Below are 15,733 nucleotides of genomic sequence, written 5' to 3' on the forward strand. Positions count from 1 at the left end.
AAGCTGGATTCATAGAGATACACTTCTTTCTATCTATCTTTATTATTGAAACGCTTTATTGTTTAAGTGTTAAATGATTTGAACAAGTCATTTGAGCAAAGGCGGATTATTTAGGATAATCTATATAGTTATTACACAGTAGTTCGTCAAACAGATTTTTATGTATAGATAATCAACTATACTCTCTATAAGCAAGAATGATTTAAAAGGCAGAATTTCATTTTATTTAAAGCAAATTCTGCCTTTTGGATAAGAAATAATTAAAAATAACGCATAATTCATCAAATATCATATTAATTAAAGAAATGAGAATTGAAAAGATCATGAAAAAAAATATAATTCCTATACTGTTAAGATATCTAAGTTTCGTAAGTCTGATTGCTGCGGGGATAGCTATCCTATTAAAATTCGAAAGAAATCTGCAAATCAGCTATTTTCAATTTAGTTTATTTTTGATCGTTTATTCCTGTTTGATCAACATCGCAAGAGAAAAAACAATTTCAAAAAACAGTTATTTATATCTTTCTTATCTAGTTTGTATTATATATGCCATATTTATTATTATCTTATGAACGCTACAAAGAAACGGTGAAATCCAGTGAATAAAAGTTGTTCTCAAAGACGAAACAATTCTTGAAATCTATGTTTCGAAAGAAAAGACAAAGCTTAGCACTGATCAATATATCAATGATCGGAAAATCGCGGATGAAATCAGACAAATAGTATAATCTATACTGAATGATCCGAGAGGTTTGATCTATGCTTACATTTTCTAAAAATAAGAGGTTTCTTTTAATCTTTTCCATAGTTTTTATATCTTTAATTGCTTATTGACTGGACCAAAGAAAAACGAGTGAAGATTCATGCCTTCGTTTTAATAACAGGTTAAAGATCAGGGAATTCAAGAAAATATCTCAAACTCCTGTACGAATTGACTATTCTACTCAATGATAGAAGCACCTTTCCAATAGCTTGAGAATTATAGCTTTTCTATTGAAGTTCGAAAGAAGCCAACAAGCGAACTATTATCAATTTAGTTTGTTTTTGATCGTTTTTTTCTGTTTGATCAATATCGCAAGAGAAGAAAAAATTTCAAAAAACAGCTATTTATACCTTTCCTATCTAAGTTGTATTCTATATACGCTATTTTTTATTTATGATTTAATCAGGAAGAACTAGACTCACATTCGAGCTCGAAGCACTTCAAAAATTGGTATCTTAACAATTGACAAACGCGAATAGGGAATAGTATATTATTTGAATGAAGGAGCGTGATTGAAATGGCAGATAAAGTCACATTAGTTTGTTCAGAATGCTTCTCGCGAAATTATTCCACGACAAAAAACAAGAAAGTCAATGGACAGCGTTTGGAAATGCGTAAATTTTGTCCAAAATGCGGTAAACATACGTTGCATAAAGAAACTAAATAGAGGAATTTGAAAATGAGTAAAACAAAAAAAGATTGGATGTTCTCCCCAAAAGGCGTCTTTGCGGAATTGAAACAAGTGCAATGGCCGACCTTTCCGGAATTGATGAAGACAAGCGGACTTGTGATTTCATTTACGGTCCTGTTCGGATTGTATTTCTTCCTTTGCGAAGTGATCTGCTCGAAATTCATCAGCTGGATCGTAGGACTTTAGCCAAAACGAGGAACCAACAAGCCGGTTCCTTTTTTTTTGAAGTCCATATATGATAAAATCGAAGAAGAATCAGAGTATAGTGATAGAAGGAGATTAGTACGATGAGTCAAGATGCAGAAAAGCTTTGGTACGTAGTGAATACTTACGCAGGACAAGAAAACCGAGTAAAAGAAAACCTCGAACGCCGTATTCAAACGATGGGATTGGAAGATTCCTTGTTCGATGTCGTCGTAGCGGAAGAAACGGTCACAGAATATAAAAACGATAAAAAAGTCGAAAAGACACATAACTTGTTTTCCGGGTATGTGCTAGTACAAATGAAGATGACAGACGAAGCATGGTATGTCGTTCGGAATACGCCAGGTGTGACTGGATTTATCGGATCGAGCGGAAAAGGCGCCAAACCATTCCCGATTTCGCAAGAAGAAATCGAATCTGTATTCCGCCGCTTAGGCAAGAGCGAACAAAAACACGAAGTGGATTTCAAAGTCGGCGATATCGTGAAGATCTTACGCGGCGGATTTGAAGATTCCGAAGGAGAAGTCACCGCGATGAACGATGAAAAACAAGAGGCGACTGTCATGGTCCTGTTCGCGAACCGCGAAACGCCAACCGACATCCCGTATGCTGATCTAAAGAAAGTAGAAGAATGATGAAAACGCTGCTTTTAGATCTAGATGGCACGATGTATCGCGGCACGCAGATCATTGAAAGTGCGAAAGCCTTGATCGACCAATGTGTTGAAAAAGGCGTCCCTTATCTATTTTTAACGAACAATTCCATGCGGACCCGTCAAGAAAACGCGCTCCATATGGAAAAGATGGGCTATGAGCATATCAAGCCCCAGCAATTTTATAACTCCGCTATGGCCAGCGCTCAATACGCGGCAAAACATTTTAAACAACGAAAAGCCTACTACATCGGAGCCAATGGAATGAAAGAAGCATTGGAAGAGTCTGGGTTCACGATCACAGACAAAATCCCGGATTTTGTGTTTGTCGGTTTGAACAAAGAAATGAATTATCATGATTATTCAAAAGGGTTGGCGCATTTGCTCCATGGCGCGAAGCTGATTGGCACCAACCAAGATCGGATCTTGGCCAAACCGGATGGTTTTGAGATTGGAAATGGCTCGATCGTCGCGATGTTCGAGTACGCTTCCAAGCAAGAAAGTCCGAAGATCGCCAAACCACATGCCCCTATCCTTGAATTATGCTTAGAAGCCAATGGCCTTACAAAAGAGGACGTGATTCTTGTGGGCGACAATTTGGAAACCGATATATCTTTAGGCTATAATAACGGTGTAGAAACCGTGTTTGTCGAAAGTGGTGTTCATAAAAGGGAAGACATCGCTTCTTTAGGCATCGAGCCCGATCATGTGATCTCGGATCTTTCGGAATTTCGATTCGAATGGCTCGAAAAATAAGCATGAAGTTGCTATAATAAGAAAGTTATTAGAAAGAGTGAATGAAAATGGAACAAACCCTAAATATAGTATTAATGGTCTTATCTGGAATTATTATTATCCTTACGTTGCTGCAAGGCGGTAAATCCGATGGTCTTTCAGCCGCTTTCACGGGAAGCGGCGATCTGAACCTATTCGCGGTAACGAAAGAGCGTGGACCAGAAAAAGTGATCAGTCGCATGACTTTAGTATGCGGAATCTTATTTTTCGCTTTGGTCATCGCGCTACAAATCGTTTAATTCAAAAAGGCCGAAAGGCCTTTTTTTCTGTATCAGGAGGTAAATTATGCATCAAGAACTCATAGAACTATTGAAAAAAGACAGTCCGATCACATTGAAGGAGATCCAAGAAAAACTCAAGCTCACTTCAAGCGAAGATATTCGAAATATGATGAACGAACTCAATGAATTGATCGAGCTGAAAGAAATATATACAGATCATCACCAGTATTATTACATCGACTCCGAAAACTATTTTATCGGCCGAGTCAAAGACGTTTCTAAATTTGAACTCGCGATCATCAATCCAGACGGAAAGATCTATGTAGAAAAGAAAAATGCGAACGACGCCTTCGATAAAGATGAAGTATTGGTCAAGAAATCGAAAAAAGGAAACGAGATCGTCCATGTCTTTAAACGCGGTATCGAAAATATCACTGGAACATTCTTCAAAGATAAAGAGGGATGGCGTTTCCGTTCCGATGTCGACTTGCATACGACATTTAAAGTAGTCAACCAAAAAGAGTTTTCGCTTTCCAATAATGTCAAAGCGGTCGTGCAGATCGTAAAATACGGACGACCTCTTGAAGTTAAGATCGTTCGTTTGATCGGTCCAGCCAACCAAGCGGGCGTCGATGTCACTGCCATTCTTTATGAAAACAACATTCGTCAAGAATTCCCTGACGAAGTCATTCAAGAAGTAGAAAACGTGCCATCCACGGTACAAAAATCCGATTTAGAAGGAAGGACAGATTATCGGGATCTGTATACGGTCACGATCGATGGAGACGATTCGAAAGACTTTGACGACGCGATCTCGATCGAGCGCACAAAAGATGGATATCGTCTATACGTCCATATCGCGGATGTATCAAATTACGTGAAAGAAAACGCACCCCTTGATCAAGAAGCGTATAAAAGAGGAACGAGCGTGTATGTCGTGGATCGATGCGTACCGATGCTTCCTTTCGAATTGTCGAATGGGATCTGCTCATTGAATCCAGATGTCGATCGCTTAACGCTCACTTGCGCGATGGACATCAACAAAGAAGGTGTGGTCACAGATTATACGATCACACCATCGATCATTCACTCCGACAAACGCTGCACATATGCCAAAGTCAACGCCGTTTTAGATGGCGACGAAGAAACGATCAAAGAATATGGCGAAGCCGTACCAATGCTTCAGCTTTTTGAAGAACTAGCTAAAAAGCTAAAAGCGCAGACCGACAAACGCGGCGCGATCAATTTTGCGACCAAAGAGCCAAAGATCGTCTTGAATAAAAAAGGAAAACCAGTCGATATTTTTGTGAAAGAACGAGGCTTTGCGGAACAAATGATCGAAGAAGCGATGATCCTAGCCAACGTTTGTGTTGCCAACTTCCTAAATTCTCAAAAGTATCCAGGCGTATATCGGGTCCACGAAAATCCAGATCCGGAAAAAGTGGAATCACTCTCTCAAATGGCCAAGATCTTTCATGTTCCATTTGAAGCCGATCTAAGCCATGTCAACGCTAAAGAGATCGAGCATTTCTTAAGCACGATCGATGACCAAAGCGTTCGTGATGTCTTATCGCTTGTCGCGCTTCGTTCGATGGCGAAAGCGCGCTACGACGCAAAAAATATCGGTCACTTCGGCTTATCGCTCGACGAGTATTGTCACTTCACTTCGCCAATTCGAAGATATTCCGATCTGATCGTGCATCGGATGCTTCGACGCTACGCATTCGATCACGAGCAAAGCAAAAAAGTTCTTGAAAAAGATCGGTTGAAGACCCAAAAACAAGCGGTCCATATCTCAGAAAAAGAACGGGACGCGATCAATGCGGAACGATTTGTCAATGACTATAAAATGGCGCAATACATGGAAAAGCGTGTCGGCGAACAATTTAAGGGCACGATCATCAGCGTCATGAATTTTGGCTTCTTTGTCGAACTCGACAACACGATCGAAGGACTCGTGCCACTGCATACACTCATGGACGACTACTATAAGTACGATGAAGGAACGATGTCCCTTGTTGGAGAAACAAACGGCAAGAAATTCCAGATCGGCGATACGATCGATGTGATCTGCACAGATGTCGATGTTCCAAAAGGACAAGTGACATTTGGAATCCTTCAAAACAGCACTCGAAAAGCGAAAGAACCATTGCAGTTTCCAAAAGAAAAAGATCGGAAATCAAAAGCAGTCAACTAAACCGGAACGATTCCGGTTTTTTTGTTTTGACCGATTTGGTATAGAATTTGGCATAGTTGGGTATTGATTTGGCTTCTTCACTGAAAGCGATTACAATGGGTTCAAGAAGAAAAGAGGTGGTCGAAATGACTAAATACAATGCTGGAAAAACTGTACTTGATCATGGATATCGACCTCTTTTTATGAGGAAATAACTGGAATGTCATTGGATCGTTCCAGTTTTTCTGTTTCTGATCATAAAAACGGGAGGAAATAAAAACAATGGATCAAAATTTCAACAAAGTATTTTGGGATGCATGTGCCAATGGCGATTTCCCTATGGTGTGCGCCCAAATAAAAACAGGAGCCGATGTGAATTATCAAAATGGAGATGGACGTTCTGCTTTGATGCGCGCGGCGAAACGCGACCGTAAAGATGTAGTCCAAGTCTTGATCGACAATGGAGCCGATGTCAACCTAACAGATAATAAAGGAAAGACCGCGCTGATGGCTGCCGCAAAAAAAGGAAACAAGACGATCTGTAAAGCGCTGATCGACGCAGGAGCCGATGTCAACGCAAAAGACGACAATGGAAGAACCGCGCTGATGCGTGCTGCTTTATTAGGGCAAGATCGTTGTGTTCAAACATTATTGGATGCTGGAGCGAATATCAATGAACAAGATGAAGCAGGCCGCTCGGCGCTGATGGAAGCATGCATCGCCTTCAAACGCGATACGATTGCTCTTCTTTTGGAAAGAAACGCGGATGTGAATTTATTCGACAACAATGGCTGCACCGCATTGATGCGTGCCGCGTATGGCGGCTATCCTTCTTTGATCGAAAAGCTTTTAGCCTTTGGAGCCGATAAAGATATGGAAGACAAGCAAGGAAATGTGGCTTTAAATTATGTAAGAGAACATTGCAGAGCTCAATTAGAGCCGCTCTTGAAATAAGGAGGAAAGAAGCATGAAAGACTATTTGAGTTCTGAAGTAAGAAACGTCAGCGTCGTAGGACATAGCGGAACAGGAAAAACTTCGGTTCTAGAAGCGATGCTGTATTACACGGATGCGACAGACCGTTTTGGAAAGACGAGCGAAGGAAGCTCTTTGATCGATTTCGACGCCGAAGAGATCCGTCGTGGACTTTCTGTCTATACATCGATCGTTCCAATCGAATGGGACGACTGCAAGATCAACTTTATCGACACGCCAGGCTATCTTGATTTTATCGGGGAAAAAGAAGCCGGGAATTCGGTAGGCGACAATGTATTGATCGTTGTCGACGCCAAAGATCCGCTGCAGGCTGGAACAAAAATGGCATTCAAAGAAGCGCAAAGCCAAAAGAAGCCGACGATCTTCTTCATCAACAAGCTCGATGAAGAACATACATCCTTTGAAAAAGCGTATACGCAGCTTCACGAAACATTTGGAAAAAGCGTCATCCCTTTTGAAGTTCCGATCATTGAAAACGGCGAATATGTCGGCACCGTCAATATCCTCCGCAATAAAGCTTGGTATCATCACGGACCAAAAGCATCGGATTCGATCGCTCAGCCGATCCCGGAAGAAATGATGGATGAAGTTTCAATGTATAAAGACCAGATCGCCGAAGCGGTCGCGATGGGTGATGACGAGTTGATGGAAAAATTCTTCTCAGGGGAAGAATTCACAGATGCCGAATTGACAAAAGGGGTTCGGATCGGGGTCCGTAACGGCGAGATCATTCCTGTCTTTTCTGGTTCAGCGATCGAATCACGTGGGATTGGCCGCTTAATGGATCTGATCGTCTCTTATTTCCCGACATACTCGGAAAAAGGAGTTTATACCGCGACGACGCCAAATGGAGTCAAAGTCGAGCTTCTAACTACAGAACAAGAAGTTTTGACCGCCCAAGTGTTCAAAACGATCGTTGACCCGTTCGTTGGACGCATCTCCTATATCAAAGTGTTGAGCGGAACACTCGCCTCGGATTCGAACGTGGTCAATGGAAACAATGGCAAACCAGAAAAGATCTCGCAGATCTTTATTATCAAAGGCAAGCATCAAACAGCGGTAGGAAAGCTGTTTACAGGCGATATCGGCGCTTTGACAAAACTGCAGAACACATCGACGAACGATACGCTTTGCGAAAAAGGAAAGCTGCTTTCAGCCGATCCGATCGTCTTTACCGAGCCGCTCTATGGCCAAGCCGTATTCCCGAAAACGAAGAACGACGAAGATAAATTGAGCAATGGGCTCAATCGTTTGCAGGAAGAGGATCCAACCTTCAAGGTCGTCAATAATAAGGAAACCAAAGAAACGATCATGTATGGCATCGGGGATCAGCATCTTGATGTGATCGTCAATAAGCTGAAAAATAAATTCAAAGCGGATGTCACGCTAGCCGATCCTAAGATCACATACCGCGAAACGATCACGAAAACAGCCGTTGGAGAAGGACGTCATAAAAAACAATCCGGCGGACACGGTCAATTCGGTCATGTCTTTGTAGAATTCGCGCCAAATCCGGATGTGGAAGAAATGGAATTCCACGAAAAAGTATTTGGAGGAGCGGTTCCTAAACAATACTTCCCAGCTGTCGAGACCGGATTAAGAGAAAGCACGAGTGAAGGAACTTTGGCCAACTATAAAATGGTGAATGTCAAGACCACCCTGCTCGATGGTAAATACCACGATGTAGACTCTTCCGAAATGGCTTTCAAGCTAGCCGCCCGCTTAGCTTTTAAAGATGCGATGAACAAGTGCCATCCGATCCTGCTTGAACCGATCATGAACGTAACGATCCGGGTTCCGGATGAATATACGGGAACGATCATTGGCGATCTCAATAAGCGTAGAGGCGCGATCATGGGAATGACACCGGATGAAAACGATCAGATCATCGAAGCGCAAGTTCCGATGGGAGAAATGGCTCGTTATTCTGTCGAACTAAGAAGCATGACGCAAGGCTTAGGAACGTATACGATCGAAATGGACCGTTATGATCCAGTTCCTGATTCCATCGCGAAACGGATCATCGAACAAGCGCAGCAAAAATAAATCAAATTAACGAGAAATCCAAAACAGATTTCTCGTTTTTTACGTTATAATGGAATATCGAGGTGGATCATGAGAACTTTTCAACATTTTTTATCGTACTATAAACCGTATCGCAAGATTTTTTATCTCGATTTGTTTTGCGCTTTGATGATCTCTGTCATCGATATTTTGTTTCCTCTGATTTTAGATTATCTATCTAATGATTTCTTTTTGCGGGGTGCCAAGATCATTCAAGCCGCACTTCCGTGGATCGCGCTTGGTTTGCTCGTGATTTATACCATACGTAGTCTTTGCCGCTATTATGTCTCCGCGCAAGGGCATATCATGGGTGCCTATATGGAAAGCGATATGCGGGAAGATCTCTTTGATCAATTCCAGCGTTTATCCTTTACCTATTACGATAAACACAATACCGGGATCATGATGTCGAGGGTCACGAACGACTTATTCGATATTTGCGAGTTCGCGCATCATGGACCGGAAAATCTATTTATCTCCTTGATCAAGATCATTGGAAGCTTCGCGATCATGTTTTATTTGAATGGGATATTGAGCATCGCGCTCTTGCTTGTCACCGTGTTGATGCTTCTGTTTTCCTATTCGCAAAACACGAAGATGAAACGTATCTTTATGGACAATCGCAAAAAGATCGGCGAGATCAACGCGAGCCTACAAGATTCTTTAGAAGGAGCCCGAGTCGTGAAATCGTTTGCGAACGAGCCACTCGAAAAAGACAAATTCGCCCATTCCAACGCTCGTTATCTCAAAAGCAAACAGGACAACTATGAAATGATGGGCTTCTATTACGGGGGAACGAATTTGTTTCAAGGCTTATTGTATGTGACGATCGTCGTAGTTGGCGGCTTTTTGATCGCTAAAGGAAAGCTTTCGCCTTTTGATCTAGCTACATTCGCATTATATGTCAATGTCTTTGTCGCTCCTTTAGAGGTCCTTGTCGAATTTACAGAAATGTTCCAAAAAGGATTTTCCGGATTTAAGCGATTTGAAGAAGTCATGGATGAAGATCCTGATGTCAAAAATGAGCCGAACGCGAAAACACTCGAGAACACAAATGGACATATCACATTCAAAGATGTTTCTTTCGCCTATGAAGAAGATAAATGCGTATTAGATCATGTCAATATCGATATTCCATCCGGGACAAAGCTTGCCTTAGTCGGCCCGAGCGGAGGAGGAAAGACGACGCTTTGTTCTTTGATCCCACGCTTTTATGATGTGACTCACGGAGAAGTGGAGATCGATGGAGTCAATGTGAAAGCCTACACGCTGGAATCGCTCAGAAAACAAATTGGTGTCGTTCAGCAAGATGTTTATTTGTTCAATGGAACGATCAAAGAAAATATCGCGTATGGAAAAGAAGGCGCGAGCATGGAAGAGATCGTACAGGCCGCAAAAAACGCGAACATCCACGATTTTATTTGCTCTTTGCCTTTAGGCTATGAAACACCCGTTCAAGAAAAAGGAGTTCGACTTTCGGGCGGACAAAAACAAAGGATCTCGATCGCGCGGATCTTTTTGAAAGATCCTAAGATCCTGATCTTAGACGAGGCGACAAGCGCCCTAGACAACGAGAGCGAGCGAGTGATCCAGAAGGCGCTTGACGAACTTTCAAAAGGAAGAACATGTATCACGATCGCGCATCGCTTATCAACGATCAAAAACGCGGATACGATCGTCGTGATCGATGACGAAGGGATCCAGGAAAGCGGCACCCATGAAGAGCTGCTCGCCAAAAACGGGATCTATGCCAAATACGATCGTCTCCAATTCGAAGGCTTATAAAATGAAATACGAGATCTTGAAGTCGTATTTTGGCTATCCTTTCTTTCGGGAAGGGCAAGAAGAAGCGATCGACGCCTTGCTGCAAAAAAAAGACGTATTGGCCATCATGCCAACGGGCGCGGGAAAATCGATTTGTTATCAAGTTCCTTCGCTTCTGTTTACGGGTGTCACGATCGTCATTTCGCCTTTGATTTCTTTGATGAAAGACCAAGTGCAGGCGCTGAACGCTTCTGGGATCCGGGCGGCCTATTTAAATGGGACTCTGACTTTTCCGCAATATAAAAAAGCGATCCAGCTGGCAGGGCAAGGAGAATACAAGATCATTTATGTCGCTCCAGAACGATTGGATCATCCTTTGTTTTTGAAGATGCTTTCTAAAATTGAAGTGAGTTTGATCGCGATCGACGAGGCGCATTGCGTTTCTCAATGGGGACAAAACTTTCGACCTTCCTATTTATTGATCAAATCCTTTATCGAATCGTTTCCTAAACGGCCTAGGATCGGCGCGTTTACCGCGACGGCCACGCATAAAGTGGAATCCGATATGATCGAACTATTAGGTTTGAAGAATGTTCAAACGATCAATACAGGATATGATCGGAAGAATTTGTTTTTTTCGATCGAACGACCAAAGAATAAAGAACAGCGCTTGTTTGAGATCGTAGAAGCGAAGAAAGATTCTTCTGGGATCATCTATTGCACGACTCGAAAAGATGTCGAGACGATCTGCCAGTCTTTGAATGCGAAAGGGATCAAAGTGACCCGCTATCATGCTGGCTTGAGCAGCGAGGAAAGAAGCGGAAATCAAGAAGCGTTTTTATACGATGAGATTCCTTGGATCGTGGCGACCAACGCTTTTGGCATGGGGATCGATAAATCAAATGTTCGTACAGTGATCCATTATTCAATTCCTGCCTCTCTTGAAAACTACTATCAGGAGGCGGGAAGAGCAGGACGAGATGGAGAAGAGAGCGAATGTATTTTGTTTTATAGCCCAAAAGATGAGCGGACGATCTTGTTTTTGATCGATCATCAAGAGTATGCGGAATCTCTTGATGATCAGGAAATTCAAACTCGACAAGAACAAGAAAAAGCTCGATTCGCGAAAATGAAAGGCTACGCCTTGACTTCGACTTGTTTAAGAGCGTATATCCTACATTATTTTGGACAGCAGACGCTTACTTCGTGCGATCATTGCTCGAATTGCACGCAAGAGCATGAAATGCTAGACGTTAAAGAAGAGACGTCTTCTTTTTTAAAGGCGATCTTAGAGACGAAAGAGAGATATGGGTCTCAATTGATCATGCAGATGCTCAAAGGCTCGAAGGCAGAAAAGATCGTCCGTTATCAGTTCGATCGGCTTCCTTCTTATGGCGCATTGAAAGAAAAGACACAAGATTTTATTCGCTCGCTTTTCTATTTTTTGCAGGAAGAAGGGTTGATCGAAATCGTGGAGGCGCCTTATCCTGTTTTAAAGCTTTCAAATGCGGGCTATCATTTTTTAAAGGAACCTGACGCCTTGTATATGCCGATCTTCAAAGAAGAAGAAGTTTTGCAAGAGAAAGAAGATGCGCTATTTCTTCAATTGAAAGCGTTGCGGATGCGCTTATCCAAAAAATTCAGGATCCCGCCCTATATGATCTTTCCAGATCGAACACTCAAAGAATTGGCTTTCAAAAAACCACTTAATAAAGAACAGATGCTGAAGGTCAATGGAGTCGGGGAAGCGAAATATAAAAAATTTGGTCGATATTTTGTTCAATTCTTTCGTTCTCAAGCACCAAAGGATTGATTTTTTAAAGGAACATTCCTATACTATTCGGGTAGGCTGAAGAATCGTGATCAAAAATGACACGAATTCGTGATTCGGCTGTACTCGATTTTTTTATACATCGCATCCATGGGAGCGAGAGTAGGAGGAAACATGAAAAAATCTAATTCTGTTAAAATGCTTACATTGTTCGCATTGTTTATCGCCATTGAGCTTATGATGCTCATGACGCCGCTAGGCTATTTGCGGATTGGTCCGCTCAGCGCCACCTTATTGCATATCCCTGTGATCTTAGCGGCGATCTTTCTTGGAACGAAATATGGAGCGTTGCTCGGCCTTTTGTTTGGATTGTCTTCTGTATGGAACGCGACGATGCAGCCAACGATCACGAGCTTTGTTTTTTCGCCATTCGTCACGATTGGCGGGATCTCGGGAAGCTGGACTTCTTTGATCATCGCGATCGTACCTCGCGTATTTCTAGGTGTCTTCGCAGGACTCTTGTTCCAATTCTTCCAAAAGAAAATGAATTGTTCATTGGCAGCTGGCCTTTCCGCAGGAATCGCGACGTTGCTGCATACGATCATGGTGCTCTCTTTGATCGTGATCTTCTTTGGCTCCGAGTATTCGAGCGCGTTAGGTGTGGCTCAAAACGCCTTGATCATGATGCTCGGATATACGGTGATCACAAATGGCGTGATGGAGCTTGTTTTGGCAAGCGTCGTGAGTGCGGCGCTCACAAAAGCGATCCCGATGTATTCAAAACAACCGGAGAAAGCGAAAGCATAATATCGTTGTTTAGTTAAGCTCTAAGTTAAATAGGACTTGGAGCTTTTTTTTGCTTTGACTAAGGAGTAAAGAAAATGAAGAAATCTAATTTGTTATATGATGTATGTAATCAAAACGAGATACCGAATCCCCAAATAAAAAAACATTTAGTTGTTTTGCCGAATTGATGAAGGATCTGAAATATCGCGAAATATAAAACGTCCCCACGATTCAATTCAAAAAAGATTTCAAGTCTGCATTGTATTTCTGCTTTTTTTTCATGAAAAAAGCTCTCAAGACAGTCACACTTTGTTTTTTTTTCGTGAGTCTGCCTTGAGAACTTATCGATTCCATAATTATTTATCAAACAAATCGTCGTTTAGATCAATGTCGAACAATTCTTCTGCTAGTGTATAGAAGAATTGCTGTTTTGCGCCTTTTGCCATGAATAAGATCGACTGGCTTGAATAGTTCTTCAGCTTCTGGTGGGCTTTCCTCAAGAAAAAGCCACTAAAGCACAATACGATTGGAAAAAACAAGAAGATCAGTCCACCCATGAAAGCGGAAACCCAATAATTGTGCGTGAAAGCCCAAGGAATATAACGCAACAACAAAAAGCCAAGACCTAAGCCAAGCAGACATAAGATCCAAGCAAGAAATGTGATATTTTGCTTGAGGCGGATCGCTCTTCCATCGATATAGTTTTGAAATTGGTCTTTTTCATTTTGACTCGCTTCATCAAGAGATAGGATCGGCATATTTAAGTGTTCTTCGAGCAGCGCTATCCAAAGCGAGCAGACGGGAAGGGAATTCTTTTTCATATCGATCGTTCGTATTTTTGAAAACGAACGCTTTTTTCGTTTGTACAATTCTGCCCTGCGTCCAAATTCATATAAATAAAGCCCATATTCCGCCTTCTTAGTTTTTAGGATATAGAGCGTGAGCGGATCTAACGTTTCCATGATCAATACCCCCTTTTTTTATATTATACTCCAAAGATGATTAAAATAGAAAAAATGAAAGCGCATGCTTTCGCTTTGGAATCGAATGCTTGTTTTTCATTGTCTATTCCTGTATTCAGTGCTAAAATTGAATTAAATGTAAGCGTATGAAAGCGCTTGATTTATAGGAGGAAAAACATGCTAAAAGGGATTGCGGCAAGTGCAGGCGTAGCGGTAGCAAAAGCGTATAAACTAGAAACACCTGTAGTTGTCATCGAAAAAAAATCAGGGAATCCTGAAGAAGAAATCAAAAAATTCGAGGATGCTTTAGCAAAAACTGTCAAAGACATCGAAGGCGTTAAGGAAAGAGCTGCAAAACGTTTGAGCGACGAAGAATTGGCTGTCTTCGACGCCCATTTAATGATGGCGGGAGATCCTGAATTCGCAAGTCAGATTAAAAATATGATCACGAACGACGAAGTCAACGCGGAATTCGCGGCGGAAATCGTAGCGAATCAAATGATAGAAATGTTCGAGGCGATGGACAATGATTATTTCCGCGAAAGAGCAGCGGATATCAAAGACGTGACATTCCGTTTGAAATGCAATTTGCTCGGTCTTCAAATTCCTGATCTTACAGCGATCGATGAACCAACGATCATTGTCGCGCATGATTTGACACCAAGCGACACGGCTCAGCTTAACGAATGGGTCCGTGGCTTCGCGACTGCGATCGGTGGAAAAACATCGCACTCCGCGATCATGGCCAACTCGCTCGAGATCCCCGCTGTGGTAGGATGCAGCGGAATCATGGAAGCTGTTTCTACAGGTGACATGATCGGGCTTGATGCTTTGGATGGCGAAGTGTTCGTCAATCCGGATCAAGAAACGATCGAAAGATTAGAAGCGAAAGCAAAAGCGTATAAAGAAGAAAAAGAAGCCTTGAAGATCTTGGTGAACGCGAAATCGATCACAACGGATGGACACGAAGTCGAGCTTGCCGGCAATATCGGTGGCTTTAAAGATGTGGAAGGTGTATTGAACAATGGCGGAGAAGGCGTTGGTCTATTCAGAACAGAGTTCTTATATATGGATAACGACCACTTCCCAACGGAAGAAGAGCAATTCGAAGCCTACAAACAAGTGTTGGAAGGAATGAAAGGAAAGAAAGTCGTTGTTCGTACTTTGGATATCGGCGGCGACAAAAAGCTTTCTTACTATACGTTCCCAGAAGAAATGAACCCATTCTTAGGGTATCGCGCGATCCGTCTTTGCTTGAAAGAACAAGATATCTTCAAAACACAGCTCCGCGCGTTATGCCGCGCTAGCGTTTATGGAAAACTTTGCATCATGTTCCCGATGATCGCGACGATCGATGAATTCAGACAAGCGAAAGCGATCTTTGAACAATGCAAGGAAGACTTGATCGCGGAAGGCGTTGCTGTTTCCGACGATATTCAAGTCGGTATGATGGTTGAGATCCCAGCCGCAGCCGTTTTGGCGGACGAATTCTCGAAATACGCGGACTTCTTCTCGATCGGAACAAACGATTTGATTCAGTATTCGATGGCGGCAGACCGTATGTCTGAAAACGTGGCGTATCTCTATCAGCCATACAATCCTTCGATCTTACGTTTGATCAATATGACGATCAAAGGCGCTCATAAAAATGGCAAATGGGTCGGCATGTGTGGCGCAATGGCAGGCGAGCCATATGCGGTTCCTATCCTTCTTGGCTTAGGACTCGACGAATTCTCAATGTCGGCTACGCAGATCTTAAAGGCGCGCAAAGTCGTGACTTCGCTCAGCTATGAAGAAATGCAAAAGCTTGCGGAGCATTGCTTGAATTTAGATTCTGCCGCTGAAGTGCTTGACTACGTCAAGAGCGCGGTAGACAAAGACTAATCACAA

Annotated in this window: 13 protein-coding genes; 12 read left to right on the forward strand and 1 reads right to left on the reverse strand. The window is 42.3% G+C overall.

Going from position 1 to position 15,733, the window contains the following annotated elements:
* Nucleotides 1-1,280: 1,280 nt before the first annotated feature.
* The 11 genes from rpmG (at nt 1,281) to BO225_RS05115 (ending at nt 12,902) form a co-directional block, all read left to right on the forward strand.
* Nucleotides 1,281-1,430: a 50S ribosomal protein L33 gene (gene rpmG / locus BO225_RS05065; protein ID WP_076341188.1), complete on the forward strand. Its 150-nt coding sequence runs from the start codon at nt 1,281-1,283 to the stop codon at nt 1,428-1,430.
* Between the two features lie 12 nt (nt 1,431-1,442).
* Nucleotides 1,443-1,640, forward strand: coding sequence for a preprotein translocase subunit SecE (gene secE / locus BO225_RS05070; RefSeq protein WP_076341189.1), 198 nt, complete (start codon nt 1,443-1,445; stop codon nt 1,638-1,640).
* A gap of 101 nt (nt 1,641-1,741) precedes the next feature.
* Nucleotides 1,742-2,293 (forward strand): transcription termination/antitermination protein NusG, encoded by a 552-nt coding sequence (nusG, locus tag BO225_RS05075; protein WP_076341190.1) that lies wholly within the window; start codon nt 1,742-1,744, stop codon nt 2,291-2,293.
* Nucleotides 2,290-3,066, forward strand: coding sequence for an HAD-IIA family hydrolase (locus BO225_RS05080; protein ID WP_076341191.1), 777 nt, complete (start codon nt 2,290-2,292; stop codon nt 3,064-3,066). The genes nusG and BO225_RS05080 overlap by 4 nt, the downstream gene beginning before the upstream one ends.
* 47 nt (nt 3,067-3,113) lie before the next feature.
* The gene (secG, locus tag BO225_RS05085) at nt 3,114-3,344 is read left to right on the forward strand and encodes a preprotein translocase subunit SecG (RefSeq protein WP_076341236.1); all 231 of its coding nucleotides are present in this window, start codon (nt 3,114-3,116) and stop codon (nt 3,342-3,344) included.
* Between the two features lie 46 nt (nt 3,345-3,390).
* A complete protein-coding gene (rnr, locus tag BO225_RS05090) occupies nt 3,391-5,523 on the forward strand; it encodes a ribonuclease R (RefSeq protein WP_076341192.1) in 2,133 nt (710 codons plus the stop codon).
* Nucleotides 5,524-5,784: 261 nt separating this feature from the next.
* Nucleotides 5,785-6,456, forward strand: coding sequence for an ankyrin repeat domain-containing protein (locus tag BO225_RS05095; protein WP_076341193.1), 672 nt, complete (start codon nt 5,785-5,787; stop codon nt 6,454-6,456).
* A gap of 13 nt (nt 6,457-6,469) precedes the next feature.
* On the forward strand, nt 6,470-8,542 hold the full coding sequence (gene fusA / locus BO225_RS05100; protein WP_076341194.1) for an elongation factor G: 2,073 nt from the start codon (nt 6,470-6,472) through the stop codon (nt 8,540-8,542).
* Between the two features lie 69 nt (nt 8,543-8,611).
* Nucleotides 8,612-10,345 carry an ABC transporter ATP-binding protein gene (locus tag BO225_RS05105; RefSeq protein ID WP_076341195.1) on the forward strand — a complete coding sequence of 578 codons (1,734 nt, stop codon included), beginning with the start codon at nt 8,612-8,614 and terminating at the stop codon, nt 10,343-10,345.
* A complete protein-coding gene (gene recQ / locus BO225_RS05110) occupies nt 10,308-12,137 on the forward strand; it encodes a DNA helicase RecQ (RefSeq protein ID WP_158023789.1) in 1,830 nt (609 codons plus the stop codon). The genes BO225_RS05105 and recQ overlap by 38 nt, the downstream gene beginning before the upstream one ends.
* 132 nt (nt 12,138-12,269) lie before the next feature.
* Nucleotides 12,270-12,902: an ECF transporter S component gene (locus tag BO225_RS05115; protein ID WP_076341196.1), complete on the forward strand. Its 633-nt coding sequence runs from the start codon at nt 12,270-12,272 to the stop codon at nt 12,900-12,902.
* Nucleotides 12,903-13,237: 335 nt separating this feature from the next.
* Here BO225_RS05115 and BO225_RS05125 read toward each other — a convergent pair whose 3' ends face one another.
* Entirely contained in the window at nt 13,238-13,843 is a 606-nt protein-coding gene (locus BO225_RS05125; RefSeq protein WP_076341198.1) for a hypothetical protein, read from the reverse strand.
* A 177-nt stretch (nt 13,844-14,020) separates the two neighbouring features.
* Here BO225_RS05125 and ptsP point away from each other — a divergent pair, with 177 nt between their 5' ends.
* Complete coding sequence (gene ptsP / locus BO225_RS05130) at nt 14,021-15,727, forward strand: phosphoenolpyruvate--protein phosphotransferase (RefSeq protein ID WP_076341199.1); 1,707 nt, start codon at nt 14,021-14,023, stop codon at nt 15,725-15,727.
* Nucleotides 15,728-15,733 lie beyond the last annotated feature (6 nt).

Source organism: Dubosiella newyorkensis, assembly GCF_001945605.1.
Taxonomy (GTDB): domain Bacteria; phylum Bacillota_I; class Bacilli_A; order Erysipelotrichales; family Erysipelotrichaceae; genus Dubosiella; species Dubosiella newyorkensis.